Origin of the sequence: Streptomyces sp. CC208A, from assembly GCF_030010625.1 — a bacterium.
In the GTDB taxonomy this organism is placed as follows: domain Bacteria; phylum Actinomycetota; class Actinomycetes; order Streptomycetales; family Streptomycetaceae; genus Streptomyces.
The window spans coordinates 117091-131743 of record NZ_JASCXN010000016.1 but is presented as its reverse complement, the minus strand read 5'-3'; the positions used below and the strand labels follow the sequence as shown (position 1 = coordinate 131743).

At 71.4% G+C, this 14653-nt stretch carries 10 protein-coding genes and 3 tRNA genes; 6 read left to right on the top strand and 7 right to left on the bottom strand.

What is annotated here, in order from left to right; genetic code table 11:
* Nucleotides 1–9: 9 nt before the first annotated feature.
* Both QK442_RS19145 and QK442_RS19140 read right to left on the bottom strand, forming a co-directional pair.
* Entirely contained in the window at nt 10–561 is a 552-nt protein-coding gene (locus QK442_RS19145; protein WP_282695180.1) for a Uma2 family endonuclease, read from the bottom strand.
* 221 nt (nt 562–782) lie between these two features.
* Nucleotides 783–1844 carry an Lrp/AsnC family transcriptional regulator gene (locus QK442_RS19140; protein WP_282695179.1) on the bottom strand — a complete coding sequence of 354 codons (1062 nt, stop codon included), beginning with the start codon at nt 1842–1844 and terminating at the stop codon, nt 783–785.
* 104 nt (nt 1845–1948) lie between these two features.
* Between QK442_RS19140 and QK442_RS19135 the strand changes: the two genes are divergently transcribed.
* Together QK442_RS19135 and QK442_RS19130 are read left to right on the top strand one after the other, a co-directional pair.
* Nucleotides 1949–3151 (top strand): M20 family metallopeptidase, encoded by a 1203-nt coding sequence (locus tag QK442_RS19135; RefSeq protein ID WP_282695178.1) that lies wholly within the window; start codon nt 1949–1951, stop codon nt 3149–3151.
* The gene (locus tag QK442_RS19130; protein ID WP_282695177.1) at nt 3148–4626 is read left to right on the top strand and encodes an MFS transporter; all 1479 of its coding nucleotides are present in this window, start codon (nt 3148–3150) and stop codon (nt 4624–4626) included. The genes QK442_RS19135 and QK442_RS19130 overlap by 4 nt, the downstream gene beginning before the upstream one ends.
* Before the next feature lie 723 nt (nt 4627–5349).
* Here the strand turns inward: QK442_RS19130 and QK442_RS19125 are convergent.
* From QK442_RS19125 to QK442_RS19115, 3 genes are all read right to left on the bottom strand, one after another.
* Nucleotides 5350–5423, bottom strand: a tRNA-Ile gene (locus QK442_RS19125).
* A gap of 207 nt (nt 5424–5630) precedes the next feature.
* Nucleotides 5631–5703 (bottom strand) — tRNA-Asn (locus QK442_RS19120).
* 5 nt (nt 5704–5708) lie between these two features.
* Nucleotides 5709–5781, bottom strand: a tRNA-Asn gene (locus QK442_RS19115).
* Between the two features lie 134 nt (nt 5782–5915).
* Between QK442_RS19115 and QK442_RS19110 the strand changes: the two genes are divergently transcribed.
* The 4 genes from QK442_RS19110 (at nt 5916) to QK442_RS19095 (ending at nt 11571) form a co-directional block, all read left to right on the top strand.
* On the top strand, nt 5916–6230 hold the full coding sequence (locus QK442_RS19110; protein ID WP_282695176.1) for a YtxH domain-containing protein: 315 nt from the start codon (nt 5916–5918) through the stop codon (nt 6228–6230).
* Nucleotides 6231–6266: 36 nt separating this feature from the next.
* Nucleotides 6267–7706 carry an FGGY family carbohydrate kinase gene (locus tag QK442_RS19105; RefSeq protein WP_282695175.1) on the top strand — a complete coding sequence of 480 codons (1440 nt, stop codon included), beginning with the start codon at nt 6267–6269 and terminating at the stop codon, nt 7704–7706.
* A gap of 203 nt (nt 7707–7909) precedes the next feature.
* Nucleotides 7910–9643 (top strand): ABC transporter ATP-binding protein, encoded by a 1734-nt coding sequence (locus QK442_RS19100; protein WP_282695174.1) that lies wholly within the window; start codon nt 7910–7912, stop codon nt 9641–9643.
* A complete protein-coding gene (locus QK442_RS19095) occupies nt 9643–11571 on the top strand; it encodes an ABC transporter ATP-binding protein (RefSeq protein ID WP_282695173.1) in 1929 nt (642 codons plus the stop codon). Before QK442_RS19100 ends, QK442_RS19095 begins: the two co-directional genes overlap by 1 nt.
* Before the next feature lie 57 nt (nt 11572–11628).
* Here the strand turns inward: QK442_RS19095 and QK442_RS19090 are convergent, their stop codons facing one another.
* Together QK442_RS19090 and dnaG are read right to left on the bottom strand one after the other, a co-directional pair.
* Nucleotides 11629–12645 (bottom strand): RNA polymerase sigma factor, encoded by a 1017-nt coding sequence (locus QK442_RS19090; RefSeq protein ID WP_282695172.1) that lies wholly within the window; start codon nt 12643–12645, stop codon nt 11629–11631.
* Between the two features lie 113 nt (nt 12646–12758).
* Nucleotides 12759–14648 (bottom strand): DNA primase, encoded by a 1890-nt coding sequence (dnaG, locus tag QK442_RS19085; RefSeq protein WP_282695171.1) that lies wholly within the window; start codon nt 14646–14648, stop codon nt 12759–12761.
* Nucleotides 14649–14653 lie beyond the last annotated feature (5 nt).

Sequence of the window (14653 nt, the reverse complement as noted above, 5' to 3'; positions counted from 1 at the left end):
GCGGGCCGGTCAGCGCGCGCCGGTCTCAGGTTCGGGCCGGGGCAGCTCGTCCAGGTCGAGGGTGAAGGTGCGTCCGTCGGCCAGGTCGACGGGGAGCTTGCCGGTGCCGTACTGGTGCGTGTGCGCCGCGATGTAGCCGGTGCCGGTGGGCTGGGTGTGGACGACGACCTCCGCCGCGTAGGGGTCCACCACCAGGTAGACGGGGATGCCGTAGCGGCCGTACTTGGCGGTGCAGTCGTCGTAGTCCTTGCGCGCCGAGGAGACGGACACCACCTCCGCGATCAGCAGGACGTCCTCGAAGCTGTAGCGCTTGCCCTGCTTCTGCGCGTCCTCGCGGAGGATCGCGAGATCGGGGGCGGAGTTCTCGTCGGCGGGGAAGTCGATGTACACGTCGGAGGTCACCTTGGCGTGACGTCCCAGAGCGAGCGTGTCGATCTGCATGGAGCGGATCGTGCTGGAGTGCTCCAGGCTCTGCGGGGTCATGATCACCTTCCCGTCGGCACCGAAGAAGACCGTGTATCCCTCGGGGAACTCGGTGTGCATGATCGCCTCGACGCTCATCAACGACTCCTTCCCGTCGCCTCCCAGAATACGGTCGAACCACGCGCCGGCAGCGAGCGTCGCCGGCGTCCCGAAGGCACCCGGGTTCGAGGACCGCGAGCCTGGCAGGATCGCCGCCGATCCCACCCTGAGGTTCGACCCTCACGTTCCGCTGTCATCGGCCCCCGAAACCGCCCGCTCGTACCGCGCGGGGTGAACAGCGCGCGCCCCGGCCTTCTCGCCTAGGCCCGGGTACTCGCTCCGGCCGTGCGAACGTCCAGGGGGACGCCGCCGATGCGGTAGCCCTGTTCGTCGAGGAGATGGCCGCTGAGCTTCAGCGGCCACAGGGCCACGGCCCGGTCGGTGATCTCCAGGCCGGGGACGCGCTGGGCGAGTCGTACCTCGAAGCGCTGCACGTCGGTGAGGGACTTCACCCAGGCGATGATGAGGACGTTGTTCCGGCCGGTGATGCCGGCGCACAGCCGTACCTCCCGGGCCCCGGTGACTCCGCGCGAGACACGTTCCAACTCCCCGGCGGCCGCGCGCCCCCACTGGATCACGGTCACCGGCCACTGCGACAGGGGGCGTGCGACCTCGCAGCGGGTCTGGAGCATGCCGGCGGCAAAGAGCCGGCCGAGTCGTCGACGGACCGTGTCCGAGCTCGCCCCGCAGGCGTCGGCGAGCGCGCGGTAGGTGGCCCGGCCGTTCATGGAGAGGGCGGCGATGAGGGCGTGGTCCAGGTCGGTGAGCGGGAAGACGGGTGCCCCGGTGCGGGCGGTTTCGGTGTCGGCGAGGCGGGCGATCTGCATGCGGTCGAGGGCGCGCAGCCGCCAGCGGCTGCCTTCCGTGTAGACGGTGCTGGCGAGGTGGGTGCGGCTGGCGACGACGCCGGGCATGGCGCCTATGCCGTGGGTCATCCAGTGGGTGAGTGCCGCGAGGTCCGGTGCCATCACGGTGAGCAGCAGGTCGCGGTCTCCGCTGACGTGCTCGACGGCGGTGACGTGGGGCAGCCGGGCGAGGGCCTGGGCCACGGTCAGCAGGCTGCCGTTGACGCAGTCCACTTCGACGAAGGCGAGCAGTCCTTGTCCCGCCGAGGCGAGGGCGGGCGACGGGGAGCAGCTGATCCAGGCGGCGCCGGCTTCGGTGAGCCGGTACCAGCGTCGTGCCACGGTCACGGCGTCGAGGCCGAGTACGGCGCCGATCTCGTTCCATCCGGCCCGTGGGGCGATCTGCAGGGCGTGGACCAGGGCCTGGTCGACGTCGTCGAGCGCCCGTACCGCCTGGTGCGCGGAATGCTGCGCCATTCGGAGCCCCTTGCGTGTTTCCTGCGATTCCGAGCCATCGGGATGGTGAGCACTTCAATCTTGCCCCACCGAAAGCCGGAACCGTAACAGGAGGTCGACACCGCATGTCCGTACTGGAACGCGCCAGGGAACTGCAGCCCGATCTCGTGCGGCTGCGCCGCTCGCTCCACCGCGAGCCGGAGCTCGGTCTGCGGCTGCCGCGTACGCAGGAGAAGGTCCTCTCCGCGCTCGACGGTCTCCCGCTCGAGATCACGCTCGGCCGGGAGCTGTCCTCCGTCACGGCCGTGCTGCGGGGTGGCCGCCCGGGCGGGGCGGTCCTGCTGCGCGGCGACATGGACGCGCTGCCGGTGGACGAGCTCACCGGGGTGGAGTACGCCTCCGAGGTCCCGGGCCGGATGCACGGCTGCGGGCACGATCTGCACACCGCCGGACTCGTCGGCGCGGCGACGCTGCTCGCGGACCGCAGGGAGAGCCTGCAGGGCGACGTGGTGTTCATGTTCCAGCCCGGCGAGGAGGGACACAACGGCGCGGGCGCGATGATCGACGAGGGTGTCCTGTCCACGGCGGGCAAGCCGCTCGACGCGGCCTTCGCGCTCCACGTGTCGGCCAACCGGCTGCCGGGCGGCTGGGTCGCGTCCCGGCCCGGCACCGTCATGACCGCGTCCGACGTCCTGCGGGTGACGGTGCGCGGTGAGGGAGGGCACGGATCGGCTCCGCACCACGCCAAGGACCCGGTGCCCGCGGTCTGCGAGATGGTGACCGCGCTGCAGAACTGGGTGACGCGCACCTTCGACATCTTCGACCCGGTGGTGGTGACCGTCGGACGGCTGCACGCCGGTACGCAGCAGAACGTCATCCCGGACACGGCCGAGTTCGAGGCGACCGTACGCAGCTACTCGGAGGCCAACCACGAGCGGCTGGCGCAGGGGCTGCCGCGGCTGGTGCGCGGGATCGCGGCCGCGCACGGCCTGGAGGCGGAGGTGGAGTACCAGATGCTCTACCCGGTCACGGTCAACGAGCCGGCCGCGACGGAGTTCGCACTGGAGACGGCACGCGACCTGTTCGGCGCGGGCGAGGTGTGGCACGCCCCGCAGCCCGCCAACGGTTCGGAGGACTTCTCCCTGGTGCTGAACGAGGTGCCCGGCGCGATGCTGATGGTCGGCGCGGCACCCGAGGGCGTGGACGTGGAGAAGGCGCCGCAGAACCACTCCCCGCGGGCCGTGTTCGACGACCGGGTGCTCCACCGCCAGGCGGCGCTGCTCGCCGAGCTCGCGGAGCGGCGGCTCGCCGCAGGGGCGTCCGCATGAGAGCGCCTGACGGGACGAAGGAGGGGGCGGCGCCCCGGGTCGGCGCCGTCGTCGGTCTGCTGGTCGGCTTCGAGCTGGTCAGCGGCCTCCTCCAGGGGTCGGGCCCGGCGCTGGTGCCCGCCGTGCAGGACTGGCAGTCCATCAGCGCCTCGCAGGCGCAGTGGTACATGGCGGTCCAGTTCCTGGCCGCCGCGGTGGGCGTGCCGGTGTTCGGGCGCCTCGGCGATCTGTACGGACACCGCCGACTGGTCCGGATCGCGCTGGTCTGCATCGCGGCGGGCACTGTCCTGGTGGCCCTCGCACCGAATCTGACGGTGCTGCTGGTGGGCCGGGCTCTCATGGGCCCCCTGGCGGCGCTGCTGCCGCTGGAGATCGGTCTCGTACGCGACCGGCTCGACGTCGAGGGCGCGCGGCGCGCGGTGGCGCTGCTCGTCGGCGCACTCACCCTCGGCTCGCTCCTCGGCCACGGCCTGGCCGGCCCCCTGCTCGCACTCACCGGCGGCGTCCAGGCGACGCTCCTCGTCCTCGCCGCGATCGCGTGCGCCTGTGCGGCCCTCTCGTACTGCGCGATCCCCGAGTCCCGGACGCGCGCGCCCGGCCGGATGGACTGGACGGGGGCAGCCCTGCTCGGCCTGGCGCTGCTGCTGTTCCTCGGCACGATGGCACGCAGCCGGGCGTGGGGCTGGACCTCGCCGCTCACCCTGGGCGGCCTCGTGCTCTCCCTGTCCCTGCTCGCCTGGTGGGTCCGGCTCGAACGGGACCGGCCGCACGCCCTGGTCGACGTCCGGGCCGTGGCTCACCCCCGGTCCGCGCCGTACTACGTCTCGGGGTTCGCCTTCGGCGCCATCATGCTGGGTGGGCAGGCGGTCGCCATCTCGTACGTCGCCGCGTCGAAGGGCGACGAGGAGTACGGTTTCGGGCTCAAGACCTGGGAGATCAGCCTGTGGGGCGGGGTGCCGCACGTCCTGGCCTTCGCCGGGGCGAGCCTGGTGGCCCGGGTGGCGGCCCGTACCGGCTACCGCCGTGTCCTGCTGCTCGCCTTCGCACTGATGGCCGCCGGGAATGTGGGACTGATGGCCGGCCACGCCACGCTGCTGCTGTTCGTCCTGGCCTCCGCCGTCTCCGGCTTCGGCATGGGCCTGGCCTTGGGCGGCCTGCCCACGCTGATCGTGGAACGCAGCACCCCGGACCGGACGGCCAGCGCGACCGCCGTCTACAACAACCTCAAGACCCTGGGCGGCAGCGTCGCGGGCGCGGGCTCGGCCGTCGTCCTCGGCTCCCTGGTCGTCAGCGGTACGAGCGTCCCTGCACTCTCCGCCTATCTGACGATCTGGGGGCTGGGCGCGCTGCTGTGCGTGGGCGCGCTCGCACTCCAATTCCTGACCAACCGTGAGACGGGTGCCCTGGGTGCGGCAGAGAATCGCCGCTCGGACACCCGTCCACACAGGGACGCGGGGACGTCAGCCGGAGCGTAGCGGGCGATGCCGGAGATCCAGCCCGCTGACCGACGATCTTCATCACCAAGGACACCCGCCGCTGACCGCCCAGCGCCTGGACGAACAGCTGCCGGGTCAAGGTCAGCGGCGGGCCTGACGACCGCTGAGCCCTGTGCATCGTGAAGTCGCAGGTCACGGGTCTGGTGTGCGCGCAGGGGTTCGGGTCACGGAGGGATGGGTCGGCGTCCACGGCCGACTGGAGAATGCCGCAGAGCAGGCCGTGGAGTTCGGCGATCGTCTTCGCCGCGTACTCACGGCGCTCCGTGCCCGGATGCAGGGGGACCGGCCTCCCCGTCCTGGAGGTCCAGGATCCACCGGCTGACGTGATCGCGGGTGAGCTCGTCCCCTCGGTCGGGGGGCGTCGGCGCGACGATGTCCGGCTCCGGCCACTCGGTGGCTCCGGGCCGGCCGCTCGACGAGGGATCCCTGTCAGCAAGCCTCCGGCCATCTGACACATGAGACGCCGACAGGGCACAGAATTCGGAGCTGTGTGCGGCGCGTCACACGCAGGAGCCGTGGGATCGGTGTGGGATCATCGACATGGCCCCACATCCACGCTTCACTCAAAACCGCAGGTCAAAAAGGTAAGGGCCGCCCAGGCGGGTCAAGGGCGCCCGTTTCGCCACACCGATGCGAGGCGATCGCCACACGCGGAAACACCCCCTCAGGGGCGTTTCCGCAGGTCAGATCGTTTTTCTTCTGTGGGGCGGGTGGGACTCGAACCCACGGCCGACGGATTATGAGTCCGCTGCTCTAACCGGCTGAGCTACCGCCCCTGGCACCGACGCGCGTACAAGTGTGCGCGCCGTCCTGCCGCAGCATAGCCGCTCATACGATCTCCTGCTCCAGGTGATCGGTGTGATCGGCTCTGCTCGACCATGAAGACCTCGGGCGGGGGCGGATGGTTCCCGGAAACGTGAAGGAATACGAAGGGAAGCGGCGGAAACGCGAAAGAGGACCCCTGAGGGTCCTCTTTCGCTCTGCTCCCCCGACTGGACTCGAACCAGTAACCCTCCGGTTAACAGCCGAATGCTCTGCCAATTGAGCTACAGGGGATCGCGCTCCCCCGACTGGACTCGAACCAGTAACCTGCCGGTTAACAGCCGGCTGCTCTGCCAATTGAGCTACAGGGGATTGCTGCGTTGCACCGAACGGTCCTGCCCGGGTCTTCCCGGGCGGCGGGCGCTCGCTGCGAGACATACATTAGCGCAAGCAGGGGGGTGCTCCGCCAATCGGTACCCCCGGACCTTCCAGGGAAGGATCGCAGCGTGCGGTACAAGCTGACGTTCGCCGTGGGTCTCGCGCTCGGTTACGTGATCGGGACGCGTGCGGGGCGGGAGCGGTACGAGCGGATGAAGAAGGCCGCCAAGGGGTTCGCGGAGAACCCCGCCGTGCGGAACGCCGCCGAGTCCGCCGCGCAGACGGGGCGGCAGTACGCGGGGAAGGCGGCGCACGTGGTCGGCGACAAGGTGGGCGACCATCTGCCGGCCGCCGTGGCCGAACGGGTGTCCGCCCTGCGCGGACGCGCCCACGCCAACGGGCAGGTCGCCGAGGACGACGACTGGGGGACCAGCAACACCTGACCCGGAGACGGCCCGCGTGGGGCAGAATCGGGTGCCATGGGGATAGTCGCCGGACTCGACAGCTCTTCGGACGCCACGCGCATCGTCGTCTGTGACACGGACACGGGCGCCGTGCTGAGGCAGGGGCATGCCCCGCACCCGGTCGACGCCAAGGCCACCGACGTCGACCCGCAGAGCTGGCTGCTCTCGCTCGGGGAGGCCGCCACCGGCGGGCTCCTCGAAGGCGTGGAGGCCATCGGCGTCTCCGCGCAGGCGCACGGCGTCGTCCCGCTCGACGCCCAGGGCGGACTCGTGCGGCCCGCGCTCGTCGGCAACGACAAGCGGGGGCAGGTCGCGGCCGCCGACCTCGTCGAGGCCCTCGGCGGGCGCGAGGCCTGGGCCGAGGCCGTCGGGACCGTCCCGCAGGCCGTGCTGCCGGTCGCGAAGCTGCGCTGGCTGGCCCGTACGGAGCCCGAGCACGCCCAGCGGATCGCCGCCGTCCTCCAGCCGCACGACTGGCTGGTCTGGCAGCTCCTCGGCCGGCCCGCCCGCCGCACCACCGACCGGGGCGCCGCCTCCGCCACCGGCTACTGGTCCGCCCGCACCGGCGCCTACCGGCCCGATCTCGTCGAGCTGGCGCTCGGGCACGCCGTCGAGCTGCCCGAGGTCCTCGGCCCCGCCGAGCCCGCCGGGACCACGCCCGAGGGGCTGCTGATCTCGGCCGGCACCGGCGAGACCATGGCCGCCGCCTTCGGCCTGGGGCTCGGCGTCGGCGACGCGGTCGTCTCGCTCGGCGCCTCCGGCTCCGTGATGGCCGTCCACCACGAGGCCCTCGCCGAGCCCGGGTCCACGATCACCTCCTACGCCGACGCCACCGGCATGCACCTGCCGGTGGTCTCCGTCACCAACGCCGTCCGCACCCTGCGCGGCACCGCCGAGATGCTGGGCGCGGAGTCCCTCGACGAGCTGTCCGCGCTCGCCCTGAAGTCCACACCCGGCTCCTCCGGGCTCGTGCTCCTCCCCTATCTGGAGGGCGAGCGGACGCCGCACCTGCCGCACACCGCCGGCACCCTCACCGGGCTTCGCCGCGAGTCGATGAAGCCCGAGCACCTGGCGCGGGCCGCCTTCGAGGGCATGCTGTGCGGGCTCGGCGACGCCCTGGACGTGGTGCGCGGGCGCGGGGTGGAGGTCCGGCGGATCTTCCTGCTCGGCGCCGCGGCCTCGCTGCCCGCCGTGCAGGCCCTGGCGCCCTCGCTGTTCGGCGCGCAGGTCGTCGTACCCCAGCCGGCCGAGTACGCGGCGCTCGGCGCGGCCCGGCAGGCCGCCTGGGCGCTCGGCGTGGCCCGCGGCACGCTCTCCCCGTCCGCTCCCCCGGCCTGGCAGGGCGCCGCCGCGCAGGTCCTGGAGCCGGGCGAGGAGCTGGCGGTGGGGCAGGCGGTGCGTCAGCAGTACGTGGCGGCGCGGGAGCAGATCCACCCGGGGGCGTTCGGCGGCTGACGGCCCGGAAGGGGCTCACCCGGGGTACGTGAAGCCTTCGAAGGGGCTCACCCGGGGTACGTGAAGCCTTCGAAGGGGCTCACCCGAGGTGCGTGAAGCCTTCGAAGGGGCTCACCCGAGGTGCGTAAAGTCTTCGCCAGGGCTCGGCCGGACACCCTGAATTCGGTCGTAACGGGGCGGGCGCGCGGGCGATAGTGAGAACCGTGCTCATAAGACTTCTCCGAACCCATCTGCGCCCCTATCGAAAACCCATCGCGCTGCTCGTCCTGCTCCAGTTCCTGGCGACCTGCGCGAGCCTCTACCTGCCGACCCTGAACGCCGACATCATCGACGACGGCGTGGTCGAGGGGGACACCGGCTACATCCTGCGGTTCGGCGCGCTGATGATCGGCGTCTCCGTGGTCCAGGTGCTGTGCAACATCGGGGCCGTGTACTACGGCGCGCGGACCGCCGCCGCGCTCGGCCGCGACGTGCGCGGCGCCGTCTACGAGCGGGTGCAGTCCTTCTCGGCGCGCGAGCTCGGGCAGTTCGGCGCGCCCTCGCTGATCACCCGGACGACCAATGACGTCCAGCAGGTCCAGATGCTGGTCCTGATGGCGTTCACCCTGATGGTCGCCGCGCCCATCATGTGTGTCGGCGGCATCGTGATGGCCCTCGGCCAGGACGTGCCGCTCTCCGGCGTGCTGCTCGCCGTGGTGCCGGTGCTCGGCGTCTCGGTGTCGCTGATCGTGCGGAGGATGCGGCCGCTGTTCCGGACCATGCAGGAGCGGCTCGACACGGTGAACCGGGTGCTGCGCGAGCAGATCACCGGCAACCGGGTGATCCGCGCCTTCGTGAAGGACGGGTACGAGGAGGAGCGTTTCCGCGGCGCCAACGGCGAGCTGACCGACGTGTCGATGTCGACGGGCCGGCTGATGGCGCTGATGTTCCCGACGGTGATGACGGTCGTGAACGTCTCCAGCGTGGCCGTGGTCTGGTTCGGCGCGCACCGCATCGCCGCCGGCGGGATGGAGATCGGCGCGCTGACCGCCTTCCTCGCCTATCTGCTGCAGATCGTGATGGCGGTCATGATGGCCACCTTCATGTTCATGATGGTGCCGCGCGCCGAGGTGTGCGCCGAGCGCATCGAGGAGGTCCTCGCGACCTCGTCGAGCGTGGTGCCGCCGGCCGAGCCGGTGACGACGCTGGACCGGCGCGGGCATCTGGAGGTCAGGAGCGCGGACTTCCGTTACCCGGGCGCGGAGGAGTCGGTGCTCAGGGACGTGGAGCTGGTGGCGCGGCCCGGTGAGACCACCGCGATCATCGGCTCGACCGGCTCCGGCAAGTCGACGCTGCTCGGCCTGGTGCCGCGGCTGTTCGACGTGACCGGCGGCGAGGTCCTGGTCGACGGGGTGGACGTGCGGAGCCTGGACCCGGCGCTGATGGCGCGGACGGTCGGGCTCGTGCCGCAGAAGCCGTACCTCTTCTCGGGGACGGTGGCGTCGAACCTGCGGTACGGGAAGCCGGACGCGAGCGACGAGGAGCTGTGGCACGCCCTGGAGGTGGCCCAGGCCGCCGACTTCGTACGAGGTCTCGAACGCGGTCTGGACGCGCCGGTCGCGCAGGGCGGCACCAACGTGTCCGGCGGGCAGCGGCAGCGGCTCGCGATCGCGCGGACGCTGGTCCAGCGGCCGGAGATCTACCTCTTCGACGACTCGTTCTCCGCGCTCGACTACGAGACGGACGCCCGGCTGCGGGCGGCGCTCTCGGCGGAGACGGCGGACGCGACCGTGGTGATCGTGGCCCAGCGGGTGTCGACCATCCGGGACGCCGACCGGATCGTGGTCCTCGACGAGGGCCGGGTCGTCGGTACCGGGCGCCACCACGAGCTGATGGCGGAGAACGAGACGTACCGGGAGATCGTGCTCTCCCAGCTGACCGAGGCGGAGGCAGCCTGATGGCCGGTCCTGGCGGACGCATGATGGCCGGTGGCGCCCCTGGCGACCGGTCGATGGACTTCAAGGGCTCGGGCAAGCGGCTGCTGAAGCAGCTGGCGCCGGAGCGGACGGCGCTCTGGGTGATGCTGGCCGCCGGTGTGCTGTCGGTGGCGGGCGCGGTGGTCGGCCCCAAGGTGCTCGGCCGGGCGACCGACCTGATCTTCGCGGGCGTGGTCGGGCGGCAGATGCCCGAGGGCGTGACGAAGGCGCAGGCCCTGGCGAAACTGCGGGCGGACGGCGACGGCGGCATGGCCGACATGCTGTCCGGGGTCGACTTCACGCCCGGGAAGGGCATCGACTTCGGCGCGGTCGGCGAGGTGCTGCTGTTCGCGCTCGCGGTGTACGTGGCGGCGGGCCTGCTGATGCTGGTCGCCACCCGGATGTCGATCCGGGTGATCAACCGGACCGTGTACCGGATGCGGGAGGACGTCCAGACCAAGCTGGCGCGGCTGCCGCTGTCGTACTTCGACAAGGCGAAGCGCGGCGAGGTGCTGTCCCGGGCCACCAACGACCTCGACAACATCGGGCAGACCCTCCAGCAGTCGATGGGCCAGCTCGTCAACTCGCTCCTGACGATCGTCGGCGTGCTCGCGATGATGTTCTGGATCTCGCCGCTGCTCGCGCTGGTCGCCCTGGTGACGGTGCCGGTGTCGGTGGTGGTCGCGGCGCGGATCGGCAAGCGTTCGCAGCCGCACTTCGTGCAGCAGTGGAAGTCGACGGGCACGCTCAACGCGCACGTGGAGGAGATGTACACCGGGCACACGCTGGTGAAGGTCTTCGGGCGGCAGGAGGAGGCCGCGCGGGACTTCCGGGAGCAGAACGAGGCGCTGTACGAGGCCGGTTTCAAGGCCCAGTTCAACAGCGGCATGATGCAGCCGGTGATGTTCTTCGTCTCGAACATCAACTACGTGCTCGTGGCCGTGGTCGGCGGTCTGCGGGTGGCGAGCGGCACGCTCTCCATCGGTGACGTGCAGGCCTTCATCCAGTACTCGCGCCAGTTCTCGATGCCGCTGACGCAGGTGGCGTCGATGGCGAACCTGGTGCAGTCGGGCGTCGCCTCGGCGGAGCGGATCTTCGAGCTGCTCGACGCCGAGGAGCAGGAGCCGGACGCGCCGGTCTCCGAGCATCCGCGGGACTTCAAGGGGAAGGTCGCCCTGGAGCACGTCTCCTTCCGCTACGAGGCCGACAAGCCGCTCATCGAGGACCTGTCGCTCGCCGTGGAGCCGGGCCAGACGGTCGCGATCGTCGGCCCGACGGGCGCCGGCAAGACCACCCTCGTCAACCTCCTCATGCGGTTCTACGAGGTGACGGGCGGGCGGATCACGCTGGACGGCACGGACATCGCGTCGATGTCCCGGGAGGAGCTGCGGGCCGGGATCGGCATGGTCCTCCAGGACACCTGGCTGTTCGGCGGGACGATCGCCGACAACATCGCGTACGGCGCCACCCGCGAGGTGACCCGGGCGGAGGTCGAGGAGGCCGCGCGGGCGGCCCACGCCGACCGGTTCGTCAGGACCCTGCCGGACGGCTACGACACGGTCGTCGACGACGAGGGCACGGGCGTCAGCGCGGGCGAGAAGCAGCTGATCACCATCGCCCGGGCGTTCCTGTCGGACCCGGTGATCCTGGTCCTCGACGAGGCGACGAGCTCGGTGGACACCCGTACCGAGGTGCTGATCCAGAAGGCGATGGCCCGCCTCTCCCAGGGCCGTACCTCCTTCGTGATCGCGCACCGGCTCTCCACCATCCGGGACGCGGACGTGATCCTGGTGATGGAGAACGGCTCGATCGTGGAGCAGGGCACGCACGAGGAGCTACTGGCCGCGGGCGGGGCCTACGCCCGGCTGTACGCGGCGCAGTTCGCGGAGGCGGTCGCCGAGGTCGACTGACCGGCCGTCCGCCGTGGAGGGGCCCGTGCCGGGTGCGGCGCGGGCCCTTCGCGTACGTCAGTCGAGGTAGCCGCGGAGCTGGTCGGCGTAGGTGTGGTCGCGGAGTTTACCGAGGGTCTTGGACTCGATCTGGCGGATGCGTTCGCGGGTGACGCCGAAGATCTGCCCTATCTCCTCCAGGGTGCGGGGGCGGCCGTCGTCGAGGCCGTAGCGGAGCTGGACGACCTTGCGTTCGCGTTCGCCGAGGGTGGAGAGGACGTCTTCCAGGTGGCGGCGGAGCAGGAGGAAGGCGGCGGACTCGACGGGTGAGGCGGCGTCGCCGTCCTCGATGAGGTCGCCGAGGTCGACGTCCTCCTCCTCGCCGACGGGGGTGTGCAGGGAGACGGGTTCCTGGGCGAGCCGGAGGACGTCGACGACCCGTTCGGGGGTGAGGTCGAGGTGGGCGGCGACCTCCTCGGGGGTGGGTTCGTAACCGCGTTCCTGGAGCATGCGGCGCTGGACGCGGACGACCCGGTTGATGAGCTCGACGACGTGGACGGGGACGCGGATGGTGCGGGCCTGGTCGGCGAGGGCCCGGGACATCGCCTGCCGGATCCACCAGGTGGCGTAGGTGGAGAACTTGTAGCCGCGGGCGTAGTCGAACTTCTCGACGGCCCTGATGAGGCCGAGGTTGCCCTCCTGGACGAGGTCGAGCATGGTCAGGCCGCGGCCGACGTACCGCTTGGCGACGGAGACGACGAGCCGCAGGTTGGCCTCGATCAGCCTCCGTTTGGCGATCCGGCCGAGCACGACGAGCCGGTCGAGGTCGTACGCGAGCTGGGAGTCGAGGTCGGGGGTGCGGGCGAGCTTCTCCTCGGCGAAGAGGCCGGCCTCGACGCGGCGGGCGAGTTCGACCTCCTCCTCCGCGGTGAGGAGGGGGATGCGGCCGATCTCGCGGAGGTACTGGCGGAAGAGGTCGGCGGCGGGGCCGTTGCCGCCGGTTTCGCCGGTGCGGCGCCGCAGGACCGGGACCTCCGGTGTCCCGGGGAGTTCGTCCTGGTCGTCCGGGTCGGTGGTCTGGATCTCGGTCTGCACGACGGGCGACCTCCAGGAGGGGCGGAACGGCACCGTCACCCAGTGTGGGGTACGACACATCACCGCCACGAGGGGTCTGCGGTGACTTTTTGAGACCGGAGGGTCACCCCGTGTCAGAGGGCGGCGGCGCCGTGGTTGCGGAGGGCCTGGCCGTACTGGGTGAGCACCCACAGCTCGTTCTGCACGGCGGCGAGCCGGGCGGGGTCGCCGTGGTCGCCGAGCCGGGCGAGGGTGCCCTGGACGTCGCGGATGCGCCGGTCGACGGCGCGGAGCCGGACCTGGACCAGCTGGGCTCCGGCGTACACCTCGTCGACGGTCTTGGCGAAGACCGTCTCGACGGCGAGTTCGGTGACGAGGGCGCGGACGGTGTCGTCGGGCGCGGCCGCGCGGACGGCGTCGAGGTAGTCGGAGGGGGCGCCGTCGGCGCCGCCGGCGTCCTGGATGCACTGGCGGACGGCGGCGTAGGGCGGGGCGGTGAACTCGTCGATGCCGTAGGCGTCGAAGGCCGGGGAGACGAGGGCCGGGTACTGGAGGGCGAGCTTGAGGAGTTCGCGCTCGGTGCGGTGGGCGGGGCTGCGCAGGTTGAGGGCGGGCCCGGCGGGGGCGGTGGGGGCCTGGACGTTCCCGTACGAGCGCTGCTGCCGCCGGTCGGCGGGCCGGTCGGCGCCCTTGCCGCGCTGCCACTGGGCGATCTGGGAGACCCGGCGGACCACGAACTGGGTGTCGAGGATGCCGACCAGGCCGGCGAGCTGGACGGCGACGCCGTGCTGCACGGAGAGGTTCTTCAGCTTGGCGACGATCGGGGCGGCCTCGTCGAGGGCGGCGGCGCGGCCGGCCGGGGTGTCCAGGTCGTAGCGGTTCACGATCTGGCGGAGGGCGAACTCGAAGAGCGGGGTGCGGGGCTCGACCAGGTCGGCGACGGCGTCGTCGCCCTTGGCGAGGCGCAGTTCGCAGGGGTCCATGCCGTCGGGGGCGATGGCGATGTACGTCTCGGCGGCGAACTTCTGGTCGTCCTCGAAGGCGCGCAGGGCGGCCTTCTGGCCCGCGGCGTCGCCGTCGAAGGTGAAGATGACGCGGGCGGAGCCGTTGTCCATGAGGAGGCGGCGGAGGATCTTGATGTGCTCGCCGCCGAAGGCGGTGCCGCAGGTGGCGATGGCGGTGGTGACGCCGGCCAGGTGGCAGGCCATGACGTCGGTGTAGCCCTCGACGACGACGGCCCGGCTGGTCTTGGCGATCTCCTTCTTGGCGAGGTCGATGCCGTAGAGGACCTGGGACTTCTTGTAGACCGGCGTCTCGGGGGTGTTGAGGTACTTGGGGCCGGTGTCGTCCTCGCGCAGGCGGCGGGCGCCGAAGCCGACGATCTCGCCGCCGACGTCCCGGATGGGCCACATGAGGCGGCCGCGGAAGCGGTCGATGGGGCCGCGGCGGCCGTCCTGGGAGAGGCCGGAGACGATCAGTTCCTTGTCGGAGAAGCCCTTGCCGCGCAGGTAGCGGGTGAGGTGGTCCCAGCCGGCCGGGGAGTAGCCGACGCCGAAGTGCTCGGCGGCGGCCTGGTCGAAGCCGCGCTCGGCGAGGAACCGGCGGCCGATCTCGGCCTCGGGGGAGGCGAGTTGTCCTGCGTAGTACTCGGCGGCGATCTTGTGGGCCTCGATCAGGCGGATGCGTTCGCCGCGCTGGTGGCCGGGGTTGTAGCCGCCCTCCTCGTAGCGGAGGGTGATGCCCGCCTTGGCGGCGAGGCGCTCGACCGTCTCCGAGAAGGAGAGGTGGTCGATCTTCATCACGAAGGCGATGGTGTCGCCGCCCTCCTGGCAGCCGAAGCAGTGGAAGAGTCCCTTGCTGGGGCTGACCTGGAAGGAGGGCGACTTCTCGTCGTGGAAGGGGCAGAGCCCCTTGAGGTTCCCGCCGCCGGCGTTGCGGAGCTGGAGGTACTCGGACACCACGGAGTCGATCGGGATCGCGTCCCGGACCGCCTTCACGTCGTCATCGTTGATCCTGCCTGCCACGCCGG

Bases quoted from the DNA above. Each gene is read 5' to 3' on its own strand.
- QK442_RS19145 (WP_282695180.1), bottom strand. From the start codon at position 561: ATGAGCGTCGAGGCGATCATGCACACCGAGTTCCCCGAGGGATACACG.
- QK442_RS19140 (WP_282695179.1), bottom strand. From the start codon at position 1,844: ATGGCGCAGCATTCCGCGCACCAGGCGGTACGGGCGCTCGACGACGTC.
- QK442_RS19135 (WP_282695178.1), top strand. From the start codon at position 1,949: ATGTCCGTACTGGAACGCGCCAGGGAACTGCAGCCCGATCTCGTGCGG.
- QK442_RS19130 (WP_282695177.1), top strand. From the start codon at position 3,148: ATGAGAGCGCCTGACGGGACGAAGGAGGGGGCGGCGCCCCGGGTCGGC.
- QK442_RS19105 (WP_282695175.1), top strand. From the start codon at position 6,267: ATGGGGATAGTCGCCGGACTCGACAGCTCTTCGGACGCCACGCGCATC.
- QK442_RS19095 (WP_282695173.1), top strand. From the start codon at position 9,643: ATGGCCGGTCCTGGCGGACGCATGATGGCCGGTGGCGCCCCTGGCGAC.